The sequence below is a fragment of the Pseudomonas sp. CMR5c genome (assembly GCF_003850545.1).
Classification (GTDB): Bacteria; Pseudomonadota; Gammaproteobacteria; order Pseudomonadales; family Pseudomonadaceae; genus Aquipseudomonas; species Aquipseudomonas piscis.
The window spans coordinates 6481983-6501528 of record NZ_CP027705.1; the positions used below are offsets into that span (position 1 = coordinate 6481983).

18 protein-coding genes and 1 pseudogene are annotated in these 19546 nt (G+C 63.4%); 7 read left to right on the plus strand and 12 right to left on the minus strand.

The window, feature by feature from the left end:
• Positions 1-27 precede the first annotated feature (27 nt).
• On the plus strand, positions 28-1404 hold the full coding sequence (locus tag C4K40_RS29980; RefSeq protein WP_053133826.1) for a glutamine synthetase family protein: 1377 nt from the start codon (positions 28-30) through the stop codon (positions 1402-1404).
• Between the two features lie 141 nt (positions 1405-1545).
• Positions 1546-2184 (plus strand): TetR/AcrR family transcriptional regulator, encoded by a 639-nt coding sequence (locus tag C4K40_RS29985; protein WP_053133823.1) that lies wholly within the window; start codon positions 1546-1548, stop codon positions 2182-2184.
• A 15-nt stretch (positions 2185-2199) separates the two neighbouring features.
• Here the strand turns inward: C4K40_RS29985 and coaA are convergent, their stop codons facing one another.
• From coaA to argE, 11 genes are all read right to left on the minus strand, one after another.
• The gene (coaA, locus tag C4K40_RS29990) at positions 2200-3117 is read right to left on the minus strand and encodes a type I pantothenate kinase (protein WP_053133820.1); all 918 of its coding nucleotides are present in this window, start codon (positions 3115-3117) and stop codon (positions 2200-2202) included.
• Between the two features lie 118 nt (positions 3118-3235).
• Positions 3236-3451 carry a molybdopterin-binding protein gene (locus C4K40_RS29995; protein WP_011064106.1) on the minus strand — a complete coding sequence of 72 codons (216 nt, stop codon included), beginning with the start codon at positions 3449-3451 and terminating at the stop codon, positions 3236-3238.
• A gap of 88 nt (positions 3452-3539) precedes the next feature.
• A complete protein-coding gene (ssuB, locus tag C4K40_RS30000; RefSeq protein WP_022641710.1) occupies positions 3540-4346 on the minus strand; it encodes an aliphatic sulfonates ABC transporter ATP-binding protein in 807 nt (268 codons plus the stop codon).
• Positions 4343-5131: an aliphatic sulfonate ABC transporter permease SsuC gene (gene ssuC / locus C4K40_RS30005; protein WP_031320674.1), complete on the minus strand. Its 789-nt coding sequence runs from the start codon at positions 5129-5131 to the stop codon at positions 4343-4345. Before ssuC ends, ssuB begins: the two co-directional genes overlap by 4 nt.
• A gap of 9 nt (positions 5132-5140) precedes the next feature.
• The gene (ssuD, locus tag C4K40_RS30010) at positions 5141-6289 is read right to left on the minus strand and encodes an FMNH2-dependent alkanesulfonate monooxygenase (protein ID WP_022641712.1); all 1149 of its coding nucleotides are present in this window, start codon (positions 6287-6289) and stop codon (positions 5141-5143) included.
• Between the two features lie 24 nt (positions 6290-6313).
• A complete protein-coding gene (locus C4K40_RS30015; RefSeq protein ID WP_053133817.1) occupies positions 6314-7279 on the minus strand; it encodes a sulfonate ABC transporter substrate-binding protein in 966 nt (321 codons plus the stop codon).
• A gap of 90 nt (positions 7280-7369) precedes the next feature.
• Entirely contained in the window at positions 7370-7963 is a 594-nt protein-coding gene (gene ssuE, locus C4K40_RS30020; protein ID WP_022641714.1) for an NADPH-dependent FMN reductase, read from the minus strand.
• 208 nt (positions 7964-8171) lie between these two features.
• Positions 8172-8810 carry a peroxiredoxin gene (locus C4K40_RS30025; RefSeq protein ID WP_053133814.1) on the minus strand — a complete coding sequence of 213 codons (639 nt, stop codon included), beginning with the start codon at positions 8808-8810 and terminating at the stop codon, positions 8172-8174.
• Positions 8811-9085: 275 nt separating this feature from the next.
• Positions 9086-10411, minus strand: coding sequence for an OprD family porin (locus C4K40_RS30030; RefSeq protein WP_022641716.1), 1326 nt, complete (start codon positions 10409-10411; stop codon positions 9086-9088).
• A gap of 499 nt (positions 10412-10910) precedes the next feature.
• The gene (argA, locus tag C4K40_RS30035) at positions 10911-12209 is read right to left on the minus strand and encodes an amino-acid N-acetyltransferase (protein ID WP_053133808.1); all 1299 of its coding nucleotides are present in this window, start codon (positions 12207-12209) and stop codon (positions 10911-10913) included.
• A 136-nt stretch (positions 12210-12345) separates the two neighbouring features.
• Positions 12346-13503, minus strand: coding sequence for an acetylornithine deacetylase (argE, locus tag C4K40_RS30040; protein ID WP_022641719.1), 1158 nt, complete (start codon positions 13501-13503; stop codon positions 12346-12348).
• A 158-nt stretch (positions 13504-13661) separates the two neighbouring features.
• On the opposite strand from argE, the gene C4K40_RS30045 reads away from it, so the two are divergent.
• Entirely contained in the window at positions 13662-15029 is a 1368-nt protein-coding gene (locus C4K40_RS30045; RefSeq protein ID WP_053133805.1) for an inorganic triphosphatase, read from the plus strand.
• Here the strand turns inward: C4K40_RS30045 and C4K40_RS30050 are convergent, their stop codons facing one another.
• A complete protein-coding gene (locus tag C4K40_RS30050; protein WP_022641721.1) occupies positions 15030-15500 on the minus strand; it encodes an Lrp/AsnC family transcriptional regulator in 471 nt (156 codons plus the stop codon).
• 124 nt (positions 15501-15624) lie between these two features.
• Here C4K40_RS30050 and C4K40_RS30055 point away from each other — a divergent pair, with 124 nt between their 5' ends.
• From C4K40_RS30055 to C4K40_RS32340, 4 genes and pseudogenes are all read left to right on the plus strand, one after another.
• A complete protein-coding gene (locus tag C4K40_RS30055) occupies positions 15625-15954 on the plus strand; it encodes a hypothetical protein (RefSeq protein ID WP_053133802.1) in 330 nt (109 codons plus the stop codon).
• A gap of 102 nt (positions 15955-16056) precedes the next feature.
• Positions 16057-17832, plus strand: a complete 1776-nt coding sequence (locus C4K40_RS30060) for a GspE/PulE family protein (protein WP_053133799.1) — start codon at positions 16057-16059, stop codon at positions 17830-17832.
• A gap of 498 nt (positions 17833-18330) precedes the next feature.
• Positions 18331-18657: pseudogene (locus C4K40_RS32335) on the plus strand (HAMP domain-containing protein); the annotation flags it as partial.
• 141 nt (positions 18658-18798) lie between these two features.
• Positions 18799-19512 (plus strand): methyl-accepting chemotaxis protein, encoded by a 714-nt coding sequence (locus C4K40_RS32340; protein WP_372238141.1) that lies wholly within the window; start codon positions 18799-18801, stop codon positions 19510-19512.
• The last annotated feature ends 34 nt before the right edge of the window (positions 19513-19546 follow it).

A 19546-nucleotide genomic window follows, 5' to 3' on the forward strand; every position in this document is an offset into this window, starting at 1 on the left:
TATTTTTAACAACAAAGGTGTTGCATCATGTCGGTACCCCCGCGTGCCGTTCAGCTTAACGAAGCGAACGCGTTCCTTAAGGAACATCCTGAGGTTCTGTACGTCGACCTTCTGATTGCGGATATGAATGGTGTGGTGCGCGGCAAGCGCATCGAACGCACCAGCCTCCACAAGGTTTACGAAAAAGGCATCAACCTCCCGGCTTCCCTCTTTGCTCTGGATATCAACGGCTCCACGGTGGAAAGCACCGGCCTGGGCCTGGATATCGGTGACGCCGACCGGATCTGCTATCCGATCCCCGACACGCTCTCCAACGAACCCTGGCAGAAGCGCCCCACCGCACAGCTGCTGATGACCATGCACGAGCTGGAAGGCGAGCCGTTCTTCGCCGACCCCCGTGAAGTGCTGCGCCAGGTAGTGAGCAAGTTCGACGAACTGGGCCTGACCATCTGCGCCGCGTTCGAACTGGAGTTCTACCTGATCGACCAGGAGAACGTGAACGGCCGTCCACAGCCTCCACGCTCGCCGATCTCCGGCAAGCGCCCGCAATCGACCCAGGTCTACCTGATCGACGACCTCGACGAATATGTCGATTGCCTGCAGGACATCCTCGAAGGCGCCAAGGAACAAGGCATCCCGGCCGACGCCATCGTCAAGGAAAGCGCCCCGGCGCAGTTCGAAGTCAACCTGCACCACGTCGCCGACCCGCTCAAGGCCTGCGATTACGCAGTACTGCTCAAGCGCCTGATCAAGAACATCGCCTACGACCATGAAATGGACACCACATTCATGGCCAAGCCTTATCCAGGCCAGGCGGGCAATGGTCTGCACGTCCATATCTCGGTGCTGGACAAGGATGGCAAGAACATCTTCACCAGCGAGGATCCCGAGCAGAACGCCGCGCTGCGTCACGCGATCGGCGGTGTGCTCGAGACCCTGCCAGCGTCGATGGCGTTCCTGTGCCCGAACGTCAACTCGTACCGGCGTTTCGGCGCCCAGTTCTACGTGCCGAACGCGCCGAGCTGGGGCCTGGACAACCGTACCGTAGCGCTGCGCGTACCGACTGGTGCACCAGACGCGGTACGTATCGAGCACCGGGTAGCCGGTGCCGATGCCAACCCCTACCTGCTGATGGCTGCCGTCCTGGCGGGCGTGCACCACGGCCTGACCAACAAGGTCGAGCCAAGCACGCCAATCGAGGGTAACGCCTACGAACAGGTTGAGCAGAGCCTGCCGAACAACCTGCGCGATGCCCTGCGCGAGCTGGACGACAGCGAGATCCTCAACAAGTACATCGATCCGAAGTACATCGACATCTTCGTCGCGTGCAAGGAAAGCGAGCTGGAAGAGTTCGAACACTCCATCTCCGACCTCGAGTACAACTGGTACCTGCACACCGTCTGAACGGTCGGCAGCCAAGAACGCCGCGTAGCCCAAGGCTCGCGGCGTTTTTTTATGCCCGTGATACGTGATCGTGGCTCATGCCTGCCGCTACAGGAAACAGAGCCCTGGCGTACAATGCCGGCTGTCCAACAGGAGACCCCGATGACCCGCACCGCCCCCCTTCGCAAGCCCCAGGCTCGCAGCCAGGCCCGGATCGACTCGATACTCGACGCCGCCCGCACCCTGCTGGCCGCCGAGGGCGTGGCCAGCCTGTCGATCTACAGCGTGGCCGAAAGGGCGCAGATTCCACCCTCATCGGTCTATCACTTCTTCGCCAGCGTCCCGGCCCTGCTGGAAGCCCTCACCGCCGATGTCCACGCTGCGTTCCGCGCCTGCCTCCAGGCCCCCATCGACCACGGCCAGCTCACCAGCTGGCGGGATCTGTCACGCCTGGTGGAGCAGCGCATGCTGGCCATCTACGACGAAGACGCCGCGGCCCGCCAGTTGATCCTGGCGCAACACGGCCTCACCGAGGTGACCCAGGCCGACCGCCAGCATGACCTGGAGCTGGGTGAGCTGATGCTCCAGCTGTTCGACCGGCACTTCGAACTACCTGCACTGCCCCGGGATGTGGACGTGTTCGCCCTGGCCATGGAGCTGGGCGATCGGGTCTACGCACGCTCGGTGCAGCAGCACGGGCAAATCACTGCCCGCATGGCCGAGGAAGGCATGCGGGTGTTCGACGCCTACCTGGGCCTGTACCTGCCGCCCTACCTGCCCAAGCGCTCTACGCAGCCCTGAAGCCGGACCTGAACTTCAGACCTGGCGCAGCAGCAGCTTGTCGATGTGGTGGTCCACGGTCTTGTGGATGATCAGGTTGGCCCGCTCCCGGGTGGGCAGGATGTTCTCGACGAGGTTCTTCAGGTTCACCCGGTCCCAGGTATCGGACGCCATGGCCAGGGCCTCGGGGTCGGAGAGCCCCTTGAACTTGTTGAAGTAGGAATCCGCCGACTGGAACGCGGTGTTCTTCAGGTACACGAAGCGCTCCAGGTACCAGGTCTTGATGGCTTGCGGCGCGGCGTCGACATAGATCGAGAAGTCGATGAAGTCCAGGGCATGCAGGCCCTGCCCTTGCGCGCCCTGCAGGACATTCAGGCCTTCGAGGATGACGATGTCCGGCGCCTCCACCGACTGCGTTTCATCGGCCAGGATGTCGTAGCGGACATGGGAGTAGATGGGAATCTGCGCAGTCTCGCCGCGCCGGCACACCGCCTGCAGGAACTCCAGGAACAGCGGTTCGTCGTAGGACTCGGGAAACCCCTTGCGGTGCAGGATGTTCTTTTCCTGCAGGGTGGCCAGGGGAAAAAGGAACGAATCGGTGGTCACCAAGTGCACATTGGGCTTGCCTGGCCAGTAGGCCAGCAATGCTGCCAGGACCCGGGCAAAGCTGCTCTTGCCCACCGCGACACTACCGGACACGCCGATCACATAGGGCACCCTGGCCCCGGCCTGCGGCGCCTTCAATGCTTGCACCCGGGTTGCGTGCAAATGCAGCAGGCGCGACAAAGGAAGCAGGATCTGCCTCACCTCCTCGGGCGCCATGGGCTGGGTCGGGCTGGTCAGCGTCTCCATCTCGGACGGTGCCAGGCTCATGGGTTCCCCGGCCCGGAGAGCGGCCCAACGGTCGCGATCGAACTCCAGGTACCCTGCGTTTGGACCCTGCTTTGTTGTCATGTCTGTACTGTTCAGGCCGTGCGAAAGCAGGGAAAGTATCAAATCTGACCGGTATTTACAGCGTCCATGAAAAAAGCCCCGCAGGGCTCGTACCCTCCGGGGCTGTCTACGGCGGCATTCACAACTTGGCGATCGAGACCTCGGTGGACTTCACGAAGGCGATCACTTCACTGCCGATGGACAGTTCCAACTCCTTGACCGAGCGCGTGGTGATCACCGAAGTGACAATGCCGGAAGCGGTCTGCACGTCGATTTCCGACAGTACATCACCCTCGACGATCTCCTTGATGGTGCCCTTGAACTGGTTGCGAACGTTGATGGCTTTGATGGTCATGGTATTTCTCCTGGGGTCGAAAAACAGAACTGCAAGTTTCAAGCGGTCAGCTGCAAGCCCAAGCACGACACTCTTGCTTGCCGCTGCTCTAGAGCGCCCAACGCAACTGCGTGGGCAAAGGTGAAACGGGTTCCGGCTCGGGCGGCGACCCGGGCAATGACAACACGCGATTGAGCACTTCGGTCTCCAGCGCCGCCAGGCGATGGGAACCTCGCACTCGCGGGCGCGGCAGCTCGACGTGCAGGTCCAGGCCGACCTCGCCGTCTTCGATCAGGATCACCCGATCGGCGATCGCCACCGCTTCGCTGACATCGTGGGTCACCAGCAGCACGGTGAAGCCATGCTGCTGCCACAAGCGCTCGATCAACTGCTGCATCTCGATCCGGGTCAGGGCATCCAGGGCCCCCAGCGGCTCATCCAGCAGCAACAGCCGTGGTTGATGGATCAGCGCCCGGGCCAGGGCGACGCGCTGCTTCTGGCCACCGGACAAGGCCGCCGGCCATTCATTGGCCCGATCCGCCAGGCCCACCGCCTCCAGGGCCTCCAGGGCCTGGGGCCGCCAGTTGCCCTTGAGTCCGAGCCCGACGTTGTCGATCACCTTCTTCCAGGGCAGCAGGCGCGCGTCCTGGAACATCAACCGGGTGTCCTCGCGAGCCTCGGCCAGCGGCGCGGCGCCAGCCAGCAACTGGCCAGCGCTGGGCTGGTCGAGGCCGGCCAGCAAGCGCAGCAAGGTGCTCTTGCCACAGCCGCTGCGCCCCACCACCGCGACGAACTGGCCAGCGGGAATGTGCAAGTCGATTTCCCGCAGCACCTGCCGCGAGCCGAAGGTCTTCTGCAGCTTGCGCACCGCCAACGGGATGCCCCGCAGCAGCCGCGGCGGTTGCTGGGCAGTCATTGCGCACCTCCCCTGGCGACCTGGTAGGCCGGGTGCCAACGCAGCCAGACCCGCTCCAGGCCACGCGCGGCAAGGTCAGCGAGTTTGCCCAGCACGGCGTACATGACGATGGCCAGCACCACCACGTCGGTCTGCAGGAACTCCCGGGCATTCATCGCCAGGTAGCCGATACCGGAACTGGCGGAAATGGTCTCGGCGACGATCAAGGTCAGCCACATGAAACCCAGGGCGAAGCGCACCCCCACCAGGATCGAAGGCAAGGCACCGGGCAGGATCACCTGGCGAAACAGGGCGAAGCCCGACAGCCCATAGCTGCGGGACATTTCCACCAGTGCCGGATCGACGTTGCGGATGCCGTGGTAAGTGTTGAGGTAGATCGGGAACAAGGTCCCCAGGGCGACCAGGAAGATCTTTGCCGACTCATCGATGCCGAACCACAGGATCACCAACGGGATCAGCGCCAGGTGCGGCACGTTGCGGATCATCTGCACCGAGCTGTCCAGCAGGCGCTCGCCCCATTTCGACAGGCCGGTGATGAAGCCCAGCGCCAGGCCGATGCCGCCACCGATCAGGAAGCCCAGCCCGGCGCGCCAGCCGCTGATGGCCAGGTGGGTCCAGATATCGCCGCTGCGGATCAGGTTGGCCCCGGCCTCGATCACCGCGCTGGGTGCCGGCAGGATGCGCGTCGACAGCCAGCCGGCCGAAACCGCCAGCTGCCACACCGCGAGCAACAGCAGCGGCAGCACCCAAGGCGCCAACCGTTGCACTATGCGTTCTCTGCTCATGGCCGCACCTCAGCTCTGGGACGCGGCTTTGGGGATGATGTCGTTGGCCACCATCTCGCCGAACGGGCTGACATAACCGGCAGCCTCCGGCAGCTTGGGCCGCTCGATGTCCAGGTGCGGGAACAGCAGTTCGGCCACCCGATAGGACTCTTCCAGATGCGGATAACCGGAGAAGATGAAGGTATCGATCCCCAGGTCCGCGTACTCCTGCATCCGCGCCGCCACCGTAGGCCCATCGCCTACCAGGGCGGTGCCAGCGCCACCGCGCACCAGGCCGACTCCGGCCCAGAGGTTGGGGCTGACTTCCAGCTTGTCGCGACGACCGCCGTGCAGGGCCGCCATGCGCTGCTGCCCCACGGAATCGAAGCGCGCCAGGGACGCCTGGGCCCGGGCGATGGTCTCGTCATCCAGGTGGGAGATGAGTTTTTCCGCGGCTTTCCAGGCTTCTTCGTTGGTTTCCCGCACGATCACGTGCAGGCGAATGCCGAAGCGTACGCTGCGCCCTTGCCGAGCGGCCTTTTCCCGTACTTGGCGGATCTTCTCGGCCACGGCGGCGGGCGGCTCGCCCCAGGTCAGCACCATGTCCACCTGTTCGGCGGCCAGGTCCTGGGCCGCCTCCGAAGATCCACCGAAATACAGCGGCGGACGCGGTTGCTGCAAGGGTGGATAGAGCAGCTTGGCGCCCTTCACACTGATGTGCTGGCCGTCGTAGTCGACGGTCTCGCCTTCCAGTACCCGACGCCAGATCCGGGTGAACTCCACCGAAGCCTGGTAGCGCTCTTCATGGTCGAGGAACAAGCCATCGCCGGCCAGCTCGTCGGGGTCGCCACCCGTCACCAGGTTGAACAGCGCCCGTCCGCCGGACAGTCGGTCCAGGGTCGCTGCCTGGCGCGCCGCCACCGTCGGGGAAATGATCCCGGGGCGCAGGGCCACCAGGAACTTCAGGCGCTGGGTCACTGGAATCAGCGAGGCCGCCACCAGCCAGGAATCCTCGCAGGAGCGCCCGGTAGGGATCAGCACCCCACCGAAACCCAGGCGGTCGGCGGCCTGGGCGATCTGCTGCAGGTAACCATGATCGACGGCGCGGGCGCCTTCGGCGGTGCCAAGGTAATGGCCATCGCCGTGGGTGGGCAGGAACCAGAAGATATTGAGGCTCATGGAGTGGTCTCCTAAGGGGTCGGGTTACGGCGCTTTGGCCACGGCGGCGCCGGGCGTCCAGATCACGTCTTTGATGTTCAGGGGCTTGGGAATCAGCTTGAGCTGGTAGAAGCTGTCGGCGATTTTCTGTTGTGCGGCGATCACTTCCGGGGTCAGGAAGCCTGCGCCGTAGCCCTGGCGCTTGACCGAGGTCAGGGTGATCTCGGGGGACAGGCCCAGCAGCGGCGCCACCTGTTGGGTGACCTCCTGCGGGTTGGCCCTGGACCATTCGCCCACCGCCCGCACTTCCTCTACCAGGGTCTTGATCACCTCAGGGTGCTGTTGCGCATAGGGCTTGGTGGCCAGGTAGAACTGGTGGTTGTCGACGATGCCGCTGCCATCACGCAGGGTTCGCGCTTGCAGCTGCTGTTCGGCGGCGGCCTGGTATGGGTCCCAGATCACCCAGGCATCGACGCTGCCACGCTCGAAAGCGGCGCGGGCATCGGCCGGAGGCAAGAACACAGTCTGGATGTCGCTGTACTTCAGGCCGGCATCTTCCAGGGCGCGGACCAGCAAGTAATGGACGTTGGAGCCTTTGTTCAGCACCACTTTCTTGCCCTTGAGCTCCTGCACCGAGCGGATCGGCGAGTCCTTGGGCACCAGGATCGCTTCGCTCAGGGGCGCCGGCGGCTCATAGGCCACGTAGAGCAGGTCGGCGCCAGCAGCCTGGGCGAACACTGGCGGGGTCTCGCCGGTCACGCCGAAGTCGATGGAGCCGACGTTCAGCCCCTCCAGCAGTTGCGGACCACCGGGAAACTCGGTCCATTGCACGTCGACACCTTGCTGGGCCAGGCGCTTCTCCAGGGAGCCCTTGGCCTTGAGCAGGACCAGGGTGCCGTACTTCTGATAACCGATACGCAGGGTCTCGGCCTGGGCTTGGACAATGGCACCGAAGGACACAGCCGCAGCAAACAGAGCGACCAGACCACGGCGCAAAATGACAGGGCGCATGGCGCTCTCCTTTTGGCTCTTGGGTTATGGCTGCACCTGCTTGCCCGTTGGCGGGCGAGTAAGGCCAGTGATGCAAATCAGGGGTGTGGCTCAGATACTCCAGCGAGCACTGAGCAGGCGTTCGTTCAGCAGGCCCGGGTCCAGCGGCCTGGGTCGGCGCGCCAGGGCGCTGTGGAACTGCTCCAGGGCTTCGCGCAGGCGCTGCTCCAGGGCCTCGGCCAATTGTGGCTGGGCGCTGCCTTCGCCATAGGCGATCTGACTGTCCTCGGCAAAGATGCCCTGCAGCATTTCCTGGGCCTTGAGCGCCGACAGCACCGGTTTCAAGGCGTAATCCACCGCCAGCATATGGGCGATGCTGCCGCCGGTGGCCATGGGCAGCACCACCTTGTGGTGCAAGGCGCGCTCGGGCAGCAGGTCGAGCAGGGTCTTGAGCGCTCCGGAGAAAGACGCCTTGTACACCGGGGTAGCGATCAACAAACCATCGGCCTGTTCGATCTGCTGCAGCAGGTCGATGATCCTGGGGCTGTCGAAGCGGGCATGGAGCAGGTCTTCGGCGGGGAAATCCCGCACCTGGTAGCTGACCACCTCCACGCCCTGCTGCTGCAACCAGCGCCTGGCCAACTCCAGCAGCACCCCGGAACGGGAGCGTTGGCTGGGACTGCCACCGAGAGAGACCACCAGCATGCAGGGATTCCTTGAGCGATTGGGGCGATTCGCGGGATGCGATCTCACCGGACTGAACAGACCTTAACAGTCTATTTTTATATCCATAAATCTTATTTTTTCATTTGTTTATTCCTTATATGAATATAAGGAACGCCGTTTCGCAGGCCAAAAAAAAAGGCCGTCGAAACGGCCTGAAAACCCCTGCTTTGTGGATCTGTCATGCGCCTCAACGGTTGGGTTGTGGAGTCAGCCGCAGGTAGGGCTTCACCGCGCGATAGCCTTTGGGAAAACGCCGCTTGATTTCCTCTTCGTCCTTGAGGGACGGCACGATCACCACTTCGTCACCGTCCTGCCAGTTGGCCGGGGTGGCCACCTTGTAGTTGTCGGTGAGTTGCAGCGAGTCGATCACCCGCAGGATCTCGTGGAAATTGCGTCCGGTGCTGGCCGGGTAGGTGATGGTCAGGCGGATTTTCTTGTTCGGGTCGATGATGAACAGCGAGCGCACGGTCAGGGTGTCGCTGGCATTGGGATGGATCAGGTCGTAGAGGTCCGAGACCTTGCGGTCGGCGTCGGCCAGGATCGGGAAGTTGACCCGGGTGTCCTGGGTCTCGTTGATGTCCTCGATCCAGCGGTGATGGGAATCCACCGGGTCCACCGACAGGGCAATCGCCTTGACCCCGCGCTGGGCGAATTCGTCCTTGAGCTTGGCGGTAAAACCCAGCTCGGTGGTGCAAACCGGGGTGAAGTCCGCCGGATGGGAAAACAGCACGCCCCAGCGATCGCCCAGCCACTCGTGGAAACGAATCTTGCCGGCACTGGAATCCTGTTCGAAGTCGGGGGCGATGTCGCCCAGTCTGAGGCTCATGGGTGCTGCTCCTGTGAGTGCGTGATGACGCTACTCTGCCTGGGGCGCAGTTTATTTAAAAAGAATAAATATCGATTTATTAAGATCGAAAATGAATATTAAAAATCTCTTCACTGGACTCGCGAACAGGCCGGGCACACTCTTGGCCACAAGGTTCGAGAAGGCCTTGAGTAGCTGCAAGAAAGAGGGGAATTCAGGAAGGGCTCACGGGGGTGGGCCTGACTTGGAACGAAGCCTCGCCCGGCATTGCGCCGGGCGAGGTTTTTTATTGCCGATTACAGCAGCGGGATCGAGTAGCTGACGATCAGGCGGTTTTCGTCCTGGGAACGAGTATTGGCCAGGTCGGTACGCCACATGGCGTTTTTCCAGGCAAAGCCCAGGTTCTTCAGCGGGCCTTCCGGAATGACATAGGCAACGGTCAGGTCGCGCTCCCACTCGGTCTTGCTGCCCAAGGCGGTATCGATGTTGTTGCCACGCAGGTAGACCGCGTTGGCGGTCAGGCCTGGCAGGCCGACCTTGGCGAAGTCATAACCGTAGCGAACTTGCCAGGTACGCTCGCCAGCGCGGGCGAACTTCTGGATCTGCATGTCGGTGATGGTGCTGTTGGACGAGCCATCGCCCTGGTTCAGCCAAGGGAAGTCGCTGTCGCCCTTGGTGTACTGGTAGCCGGCACCGAAGGTATGGCCTTCGATCGAGTACAGGGCCAGGTAGCTATACAGGTCGTTGTCGACCTTGCCCTTGGTGACCTTGTTGCCGTAGTAACCAGTGGTGTAGTAACTGGAGGTATCGCCATTGCGGCCATCGTCGCGGCTGCGGTAGTAGCGCAGGTCGCTCTTCAGGACGCCCGGGCCGATTGCCCAGTTATGCACCAGGCCGAGGAAGTTCTGGTTGTAGAAGTTCTTCAGTTCGCCGTAGTAGTACGAAGCGGTCAGATCCTTGGTGATCTTGTAGTCGGCACCGGCGTAGTAGAACTTGTTGCTGAACTCGCCTTTCGGGTAGTTCGAGCCAGCGTTGGCGCCCGCGATGGACAGGCCTTCGTTGTTGCTCGAGTTACGACCCTTGGCGCGCTCGACCTGGCCTGCGGTCAGGGTCAGGTCCTTGATTTCGTTGGAGGTGATCTGGCCGCCCTGGAAGGTTTGTGGCAGCAGGCGACCGTCGTTGTACTTGATCACCGGGTTGTTCGGCAGCAGGGTACCGACCTTCAGCTCTGTCTGGGAAACCTTGACCTTACCGGTCAGGCCCAGGCTGGCGAAGTCATGAACAGCCTTGTTGCCATCGCTCGGGAAGATGGTGCCGCCAGAAGCGGTACCAGAAGAGTTACCGCTCGTGGCCGGCGAGGAATCCAGGCGCAGGCCATACAGCGCAATGGCATCGACGCCGAACTGGACAGTGCCCTGGGTGTAACCCGAGGTGAAACGCAGATCGAAGCCTTGGCCCCACTCTTCGTTCTTGTTCGGGCCAGTACCGTCACGGTTATCGGTGTTGATGTAGAAGTTACGCAGCCCCAGGGTGGCCTTGCTGTCCTCGATGAAACCAGCGGCGCCTGCCTGCTGCGCCAAAACCCCTACGGCCACAGCCAGGGCCAAGGTGGACTTGTTCATGTATCGCTCCTCTCGTTTTCTAATTCTTGTGGTTCCTGGCCCCAGATCGATACGCCCGGGTGCCACAGATGCGCGATTAGCGCCAGACCGTGACTGATAAGTCAATCGTAACGATCTGTGTCTTCGACCAATGTCTAATCGCAGTTATTTGGTCCATGCAGGTTAATGAATAACTCATAAACCCAAAAAGAATTATTCCATTCTTTCTCATACCCTTCAGGAATAAAGCTCGCCATCCGTCAGCCAAAAGCTCCAGCGTAGACGCCTGCGAGCCCATTCCTGAAAAATATTTTCCCGCCGCTATTTCTTCCAGGCCCTCGGCCAGATCAATGAATAACGTCATAAGGGATCAAAAAAGCGACGCAATCATGGCTAAGAGCCTATCCTCCCGTCAATTTGTTACAGTTTTAGTATCGAAATGAAATTATTCTGAAATACACAGCGCCGCGATCCGATCCCATGATCGAACCGCGGCGCTGGTGTAGCAGAAGGAAGGATTTCAGAGGGCTTTTTCGAAGATCTTCGAATTGCGCTGGTAGTTGTACAGCGAGGCCCGCGCCGATGGCAGGCGCTCCACACTGCTGGGCGCGAAGCCCCGCTCACGGAACCAGTGGGCCGTGCGCGTGGTGAGCACGAACAGGGTCTTGAGTCCCTGGGCCCGGGCCCGGGCCTCGATCCTTTCCAACAGTTCATCACCACGCTTGCCGTGCCGATACTCCGGGCTCACCGCCAGGCAGGCCAGCTCGCCAGCGTCGGAATCGGCGATCTGGTACAACGCGGCGCAGGCGATGATCATGCCCTCGCGCTCAACCACGCTGAACTGCTCGATCTCCCGCTCCAGCACCTCGCGGGAACGGCGCACCAGGATGCCCTGCTCTTCCAGCGGGCTGATCAGGTCCAGCAGGCCGCCGACATCCTCGATCGCCGCTTCGCGCACACGCTCGAACTGCTCCTGGGCTACCAGGGTGCCACCGCCATCGCGGGTGAACAGTTCGGTCAGCAAGGCGCCATCTTCGGCATAGCTGACGATATGGCTGCGCCCTACCCCACCCCGGCAAGCCTCGGCCGCCGCATCCAGCAGCTCGGCCTGGTAGTTCGCGCCCAGGCGCTGCAAATGAGCCGGAACCTGCTGCGGACGCAGCTCACGCACCAGCTTGCCGCTCTCGTCCAGCAGGCCCGGATCCGCCCCGAACAACAACAGTTTGTCGGCGCCCAGGTCGATGGCCGCGCGAGTGGCGACATCTTCACAGGCCAGGTTGAAGGTTTCCCCGGTGGGCGAATAGCCCAGGGGCGACAACAGGACGATGGAACGCTCGTCCAGCAGGCGGTTGATACCCTTGCGATCGACCCGGCGCACCTCGCCGGTGTGGTGGTAGTCGACGCCTTCGAGCACGCCGATCGGCCGCGCGGTCACCAGGTTGCCGCTGGCGACCCGCAGCCGCGAGCCCTGCATCGGCGAGGAGGCCATGTCCATGGACAGGCGCGCTTCGATGGCGATGCGCAGCTGGCCCACGGCGTCGATCACGCACTCCAGGGTGGCGGCATCGGTGATCCGCATCCCGTGGTGGTAATGCGGAGTCAGGCCGCGGGCGGCAAGGCGTGATTCGATCTGCGGACGGGAACCATGCACCAGCACCAGGCGCACTCCCAGGCTGTGCAGCAGCACCAGGTCGTGGACGATATTGCCGAAGTTGGGATGTTCAACACCGTCGCCGGGCAGCATGACCACGAAGGTGCAGTCGCGGTGGGCATTGATGTAGGGAGACGCGTGGCGGAGCCAATTGACGTATTCGGGCATGAACCTGAGCCTGTAAATAAAAAGCAGCCTATGGAAGGACGAAACGGAAAACGCACAGCGGGCTGATGGTTATCGTCGGAACAGGCTTGGCGACACGCTTACTCTCCTCATGGGTACGGACAGGGACGACGGCAATTTACTGAAATTGGGCCGGCTTCAGGCAGTAATGTTCAATCAATTCCCGTAATAGATGCACGGTAGGCTGCAAGCGTGACATTTCCAGGTACTCCCCCGGCTGGTGGGCACAGGCGATATCCCCCGGGCCAAGGACCAGGGTCTGGCAACCAAGGCGCTGAAGATAAGGCGCTTCGGTGCCGAACGCCACTGCTTCGGCACGATGCCCGGTCAAGCGCTCCGCCACTCGCACCAGCTCGGCGTCCTCGGGCTGCTCGAACGGTGGAACGGCAGGAAACAGCGGCGCATAGTCGATCTGCACTTCGTGCCGTTCGGCCACAGGCCTGAGCTTCTGCCGGATCGCCTCACGCAGGGCTTGCGGGTCCATGCCCGGCAGGGGCCGCAGGTCGAACTCCAGCGAACACTGGCCACAGATACGGTTGGGGTTGTCGCCACCGTGGATGCAGCCGAAGTTCAGGGTCGGCTGTGGCACGCCAAATTGCGGATTGCGAAACTCACGCTGCCACTGCAGGCGCAGGCCACGCAGTTCGCCGATGGCATCGTGCATGGCCTCCAGGGCACTGCGCCCCAGGCTCGGATCCGACGAATGGCCGCTGCGCCCGAGGATGTCGATACGCTCCATCATCACCCCCTTGTGCAGGCGGATCGGCTTGAGCCCGGTGGGCTCGCCGATCACCGCCGCGCGCCCCAGGGGCCGTCCGGCATCCGCCAGGGCCCGGGCTCCGGCCATGGAGCTTTCCTCATCGCAGGTGGCCAGGATCAGCAACGGCTGCTTGAACGGTTGTTCGAGCAACGGCCGCACCGCCTCGATGGCCAGGGCGAAGAAGCCCTTCATGTCGCAGCTGCCAAGACCGACCCAGCGCCCGTCGACCTCGGTCAGCTTCAGTGGGTCGGTCTGCCACAGCGCGGCGTCGAACGGCACGGTGTCGCTGTGTCCGGACAGCACCAGGCCGCCAGGACCACTGCCGAAGCTGGCCAGCAGGTTGAACTTGCCGGGGCTGACCTGCTGGATGTCGCAGGCAAAACCCAGGTCGCCGAGCCAAGCGGCGAGCAGGTCGATGACTGGCCGATTGGACTGGTCCAGAGCCGCCTGGGTGCAGCTCACCGAAGGGGCGGCGATCAACGCGGCGAATTGATCCTTCATCGATGGCAATGGCATGGGCGGGCTCCGGAATGTCCAAGACGAGACCCATCATAGGGGCTGTTGCCCCGCCGAAGGAACCGCGGCGGCACCTGTCGACGCCTTGTCCTGTACACTGCACGACCTTGGCAGCCAACTCTTCCCCGGCTGCGCTCCCGATCCTGGATTGTCCGGCCATGCAGAAAGAAACCGAAATCAAACTCCGCGCCAGCCGCGAGACCCTCGCCGCCCTGCGCGAGCACCCGCTGCTGAAGAAACGCAACAAAAGTGGCTGGGAACGCCGTGAACTGATGAACCAGTACTTCGACAGCCCGGACCGCGACCTGGCCCAGGCCAAGGTGGCCCTGCGCCTGCGCCGCGATGGCGACGTGGTGATCCAGACCCTCAAGACTCGTGGCCAGAGCATCGCCGGCCTGTCCGTACGCAACGAGTACGACTGGCAGCTACCCAAGGCCAAGCTCGACCTGAAGAAGCTCGACGATCAATGTTGGCCCGAAGCCCTGGCCGAGCTGGACAAGAAGACCCTCAAGCCGATGTTCACCACCGATTTCGTCCGCGAGCGCGCGGAAATCGCCTGGGGTCGCGGCAAGGCCAAGGTGGTGATCGAAGCGGCCCTGGACCTGGGCCAGGTGGTCGCCGGCAAGCACAAGGAAGAGATCTGCGAGCTGGAGCTGGAACTGCGCGAAGGCGAACCGGCCGCCCTGCTGGAACTGGCCTCGGAACTGGCCATGACCCTGCCGCTGATGCCCTGCGATATCAGCAAGGCCGAGCGCGGCTACCGCCTGTTCGATGCCGGCAGCTACACCCTGAGCCTGCCGGCTCCGCAACTGACTGCCGAAACATCGCTGGACGAAGCCTTCGCTGCCCTGGCCTGGCACCTGCTGGGCAGCAGCCAGCGCCTGGCCGAACAGTACCGCTTCAACGGCCACTGGCGCCTGCTGCAGGATTGGGTGGAAAACCTCGCCGAGTTGCGCGCCCTGGCCAGCAGCCTGGGCCAGGCGGCGCCACGCCAGTCCACCGCCGAACTGCGCAGCGCCCTGGACGCGCTGCTCGAAGACTGGCGTCCGCTGGTACAAGCCGGCCTCGATGACGAAGACGTGCGCAAGGCCGCTCCGGAACAGTTCATCGAAGAACTGCAAGACGTGCGCTGGGGCCTGTTCTCGCTGAATACCTCGCGCTGGCTGCTGGCCCGGGCCTGGACCGCCGAGCGCAACACCCGGGGCAATCGCCAGGGTGCCGCGCGCCTGGACAGCTGGCTGCCACGCCTGCTGGCCGAAGAAGCCACTTCCCTGCAATTGCCGCGCTACCAGCAGCAACCCGAGGACCTGGCCGAGCAACTGCCGCGCATCGAGCGCATCCAGGCCTGGCTGCACCACGCCCGCGGCGTGCTGGAGATCCCCGAGCTGGACCGCCTCTATGGTGAGCTGAACAAGCTGGCGCAGCTGGCCAACGAACCTATCAGCGACGAAGCCCTGGCGGCACGCAAGCAGCAAGCCATCGCGGTCTTTCAGAACCGTGCCTGGAAGACCCTGCTGCGCATGTGATCAGCGCTGCAGCGGCAGGCTGGTGGTGGACTTGATCTCCGACAGGGCAACGATCGAGTTCACCTCCTGGATACCCGGCACCATGGACAGCTTCTCGAAGAAGAAGCGCTCGTAGGCCTCGATATCTGCCGCCACCACCCGCAGCAAGAAGTCCACTGCTCCCATCAGCACGTAGCACTCCAGCACTTCCGGGAAACCACGGATCGCCTCGGTGAACTCGGTGAAGTTGGAGCGACCGTGGGCATTGAGCTTGATCTCGGCGAAGATCTGCGTGTTCAGCCCGATCTTCTTGCGATCCAGCAAGGTCACCTGGCCGCGAATCACCCCTTCCTCCTTCAAACGCTGGATCCGCCGCCAGCATGGTGACTGCGACAATCCCACCTGCTCGGCGATCTGCGCGCTGGATAGCGAGGCATCTTCCTGCAAGAGGGCGAGAATCCGGCGGTCATAGGCGTCCAGCTCGCTATGCATGAATAATCTCCAAATCAGTTAAATAGCGAATATTTCAATTCAATAAATTTGAATAATGATCAATCTTAGATAAGAAATACCCGAAACCGAATGTAAAAATTTCTCCATTGAATTGGAGACCACCATGCCCTCGCTCGACACCACCTTTGGCCCCTCGCCCCGTCCTGATGCCTGGAGCCCTAGCCAGGCCCATTGCCGCGTGCAGTACCAGTTGGCAGCCGACGCCGATGCCGATGTGCTGTGCCGGGTCCTCAACCATTTCGCCTTGCAGTTCCTGGTGCCACAACGGATCTCGATGCAACAGCAGGACGATATGCTGCACATGGAAGTGGAGCTTGCAGGCTTGAGCTGGCATCGCGCCGGAGTGATCGCCGAAAAACTGCGCAACCTGGTGTGCGTCTGCTCGGTCGAGCTGCAGCAACTGGAACCCATGCGCCTGCAAGCCGCTGGCTGAAGCCGGCAAAGTCCTGCAACCCTTGGTTGGCCGCCCCGGCGCTACCCGAAGGCTACCCTTGGCTGTTCCGGTCGGCTCTCGACCACGAGCAGGGAGAACCCCATGGGTGCCAACCATCTGCCCCGGGATCGCAAGCTGGAGCTGGGCAAGCTGCTGCGCGACTTGCAGGCGCAGGGGCGGATCAGCCAGGAAGCCGCCGGGCAGGTCATGGCGGCAAGGCAACATGACATCGGAGAACCCCGGCACCCGCTGGAAAACATCGCCGAACAGCAGTTGCCAGACCTGCATCAGCCGGGCCGCCAGCTGGACCTGGACAGCCTCACCGCCTGGCTCGCCCAGGAGGCCGGCCAGCCCTATCTACGCCTCGACCCACTGCAGATCGATGCAGCCGCCATCACCCCGCTGATGTCCCGGGCGTTCGCCCAGCGACACGGGATCCTCGCCATCGCCGTGGATACCCTGAGCGTGACCGTGGCCAGCGCCCAGCCCTATGTCAGCGCCTGGGAAGCCGACCTGGCCCATGCCCTGAAGCGCTCCGTGCGGCGGGTGCTGGCCAGCCCGGCGCAGATCCGTCACCTGACCCTGGAGTTCTATCGCCTTGCCAGGTCGGTCAGCGGCGCCAGCAACGAACATCGGGGCCGCGGCCCCGGCAACTTCGAGCAATTGCTCAAACCAGGCAACAGCGGCCAGGCGCCGGATGCCGACGACGCCCACATCGTCAATATCGTCGACTGGCTGCTGCAATACGCCTTCGCACAGCGAGCCAGCGATATCCATATCGAACCTCGGCGTGAACAGGGCAACCTGCGCTTGCGCATCGACGGCCTGCTGCACGAGGTCTACGCCTTCGAACCCCACGTGACCCAGGCCATCGTCAGCCGCCTCAAGAGCCTGGGCCGGATGAACGTCGCGGAACGTCGCAAGCCCCAGGATGGCCGGATCAAGACCCTCACTCCCGAGGGCAACGCCGTCGAGCTGCGGCTCTCGACCCTGCCCACCGCTTTCGGCGAGAAACTGGTGATGCGCATCTTCGATCCCCAGGTCCTGCTCAGGGACTTCGACCAGCTGGGTTTCGCCGCCGAGGACCTGGCGTGCTGGCAGGCCATGACCGCCCAGGCCCACGGCATCATCCTGGTCACCGGCCCCACCGGCTCGGGCAAGACCAGCACCCTCTACGCCACCCTGAAGAAGCTGGCCACGCCCCAGGTCAACCTGTGCACCATCGAGGACCCGATCGAGATGATCGAGCCGTCCTTCAACCAGATGCAGGTCCAGCACAACATCGACCTGGGCTTCTCCAGCGGTGTGCGTGCGCTGCTGCGCCAGGATCCGGACATCATCATGATCGGCGAGATCCGCGACCTGGAAACCGCCGAGATGGCCATCCAGGCCGCCCTCACCGGGCACCTGGTGCTGTCCACCCTGCATACCAACGATGCCCCGGGCGCCATCAGCCGCCTGCTGGAACTGGGCGTGCCGCACTACTTGATCAAGGCCACGCTACTCGGGGTCATGGCCCAGCGCCTGGTGCGCACCCTGTGCCGGCACTGCAAGCAACCGGTGGTTCTCGACGCGGATCAATGGCGCAGCCTGGCTCCGGCCGAACGACTGCCGGCGTCCCTGCACGCCCACCGCGCCATTGGCTGCGCCGAGTGCCGGGGCACCGGCTACCGCGGACGGGTCGGGATCTACGAAATCATGCGCTTGAACGATGTCTTGAGGCCCCTGATCCAGCCGGACCTCGACCTGGCCGGGCTGCGCCGCCTAGCCGCTGCCGACGGCATGCGCAGCCTGCGCCTGGCAGCCGCACAGAAGGTGACGCAAGGGCTGACCAGCCTGGAGGAAGCCCTGCGGGTCACGCCCTGTAACGAGTCCTGATAGTGCCACGAGGGCGCGCCCCAAGGGCTGGACTACGCTTTAGGCACAGCCGAAACGTGCAGGGAGCCGGGCATGAACATCCGCCACAACATGATCACTTCAGGGGCCATCAGCCTACTGGCTATCGCCCTGGTGGCCGGTATCGGCCTCTGGGGCCAGTCACGCCTGGCCAGCGCCCTGCATGACAACGAACTCAATGCCAGCGCCCTGCGCAACCACCTGGAAGCCGACATGATGCATGACGCCCTGCGGGCCGATGTGCTGCAAGCGCTGAGCAGCCAGCCTGGTGACGAGGCGGCGGGCAACGAGGTGCGCGACAGCCTGCGCGAGCACGGCGACTGGTTCCGCAAGTCCCTGGCCGAGAATGCCCGGCTGCCCCTGGCGCCGGATATCCGCCAGGCCATCGCCGAACTGCAGCCGGTGCTGGAGAACTACATCCGGGCCGCCCAGGACATTGCCGGGCTGGCCCTCAAGGATCCCCAGGCCGCACGCCTGCAGATGGCGGAGTTCTCCCAGCGCTTCACGGAAGTGGAAACCCGCAACGAGGCACTGAGCAGCAAGATCGAAGCCAGCAGCGCGCAAACCCGCGACCGTAGCGAAACGGCCGTGCGCCAGGCCGCCGGCTGGCTGATCGGTGGCAGCCTGTGCGCCGCCCTGGCCCTGTGCCTGCTGACCCGGCAACTGCTCAACCGCGTGCTCAAGCCCCTGGAGAAGTCAGTGGCCACGGCCCGGGCCATTGCCCAGGGCGACCTGACCCGCAGCATCAGCGTCGACAGCCACGACGAAGCCGGCCAGCTGCAACAGGCCCTGGGCGAAATGCAGGACAACCTGCGGCGGATGATCACCACCATCCGCCATGAAAGCGAGGAACTGCGTGGCCGCTCCCACAGCCTCAGCGGTACCTCGTCGAACATCGCCGACGGCGCCAGCGAGCAGGCCGATGGCGCCACCAACATGGCGGCGGCCATGGAGCAGATGATCAGCAACATCGCCCAGGTCGCCGAACATGCGCGTAATGCCCAGAGCATCTCGGCCCAGTCCGAATCCCTGGCCGGCAGCGGCGGCCAAGTGATACTCGGGGTGGTGGACGGCATGAGCCAGATTGCCGAGGCGGTCAACCAGTCCTCTGAAAGCATCACCGCCCTGGGCCAGTCCTCCGAAGAAATCCACTCGATCATCCAGGTGATCAACAGCATCGCCGAACAAACCAACCTGTTGGCGCTCAACGCCGCCATCGAGGCCGCCAGGGCCGGCGAGGCCGGACGCGGCTTCGCCGTGGTCGCCGACGAGGTCCGTAACCTGGCGGCACGTACCGCGCAATCGACCCAGGAGATCACCGGCATGATCCAGCGCATCCGGGAAACCACCGAGCAAGCGGTCAGCAGCATGCAGACCGGAGTCAGCCGGGTGAACGACGGGGTGAACATGGCCCAGCAGGCCGGCACCTCGATCAACGAGATTCGCCAGGGCGCCCAGCGCTCGGCGTTGATGGTCCAGGAGATCTCCCACACCATTGGCGAACAATCCAAGGCCAGCAGCGAAGTCGCCCAGCGGGTGGAAATGATCAGTGAAGTGGCCCGGCGCAACAGCCAGGCCATGCGTGACCTGAGCCTCACCGTGGAACAGATGGAGAGTTCGGTGGCCACCCTGCAGACCTCGGTCACGCGTTTCCAGTTGTGATGCCGAGGCCAACCCCATGAACCAACAGTTGAAC

Coding starts and splice junctions, on each gene's coding strand:
- C4K40_RS29980 (WP_053133826.1), top strand. CDS start 28: ATGTCGGTACCCCCGCGTGCCGTTCAGCTTAACGAAGCGAACGCGTTC.
- C4K40_RS29985 (WP_053133823.1), top strand. CDS start 1,546: ATGACCCGCACCGCCCCCCTTCGCAAGCCCCAGGCTCGCAGCCAGGCC.
- coaA (WP_053133820.1), bottom strand. CDS start 3,117: ATGACAACAAAGCAGGGTCCAAACGCAGGGTACCTGGAGTTCGATCGC.
- C4K40_RS29995 (WP_011064106.1), bottom strand. CDS start 3,451: ATGACCATCAAAGCCATCAACGTTCGCAACCAGTTCAAGGGCACCATC.
- ssuB (WP_022641710.1), bottom strand. CDS start 4,346: ATGACTGCCCAGCAACCGCCGCGGCTGCTGCGGGGCATCCCGTTGGCG.
- ssuC (WP_031320674.1), bottom strand. CDS start 5,131: ATGAGCAGAGAACGCATAGTGCAACGGTTGGCGCCTTGGGTGCTGCCG.
- ssuD (WP_022641712.1), bottom strand. CDS start 6,289: ATGAGCCTCAATATCTTCTGGTTCCTGCCCACCCACGGCGATGGCCAT.
- C4K40_RS30015 (WP_053133817.1), bottom strand. CDS start 7,279: ATGCGCCCTGTCATTTTGCGCCGTGGTCTGGTCGCTCTGTTTGCTGCG.
- ssuE (WP_022641714.1), bottom strand. CDS start 7,963: ATGCTGGTGGTCTCTCTCGGTGGCAGTCCCAGCCAACGCTCCCGTTCC.
- C4K40_RS30025 (WP_053133814.1), bottom strand. CDS start 8,810: ATGAGCCTCAGACTGGGCGACATCGCCCCCGACTTCGAACAGGATTCC.
- C4K40_RS30030 (WP_022641716.1), bottom strand. CDS start 10,411: ATGAACAAGTCCACCTTGGCCCTGGCTGTGGCCGTAGGGGTTTTGGCG.
- argA (WP_053133808.1), bottom strand. CDS start 12,209: ATGCCCGAATACGTCAATTGGCTCCGCCACGCGTCTCCCTACATCAAT.
- argE (WP_022641719.1), bottom strand. CDS start 13,503: ATGCCATTGCCATCGATGAAGGATCAATTCGCCGCGTTGATCGCCGCC.
- C4K40_RS30045 (WP_053133805.1), top strand. CDS start 13,662: ATGCAGAAAGAAACCGAAATCAAACTCCGCGCCAGCCGCGAGACCCTC.
- C4K40_RS30050 (WP_022641721.1), bottom strand. CDS start 15,500: ATGCATAGCGAGCTGGACGCCTATGACCGCCGGATTCTCGCCCTCTTG.
- C4K40_RS30055 (WP_053133802.1), top strand. CDS start 15,625: ATGCCCTCGCTCGACACCACCTTTGGCCCCTCGCCCCGTCCTGATGCC.
- C4K40_RS30060 (WP_053133799.1), top strand. CDS start 16,057: ATGGGTGCCAACCATCTGCCCCGGGATCGCAAGCTGGAGCTGGGCAAG.
- C4K40_RS32340 (WP_372238141.1), top strand. CDS start 18,799: ATGGAGCAGATGATCAGCAACATCGCCCAGGTCGCCGAACATGCGCGT.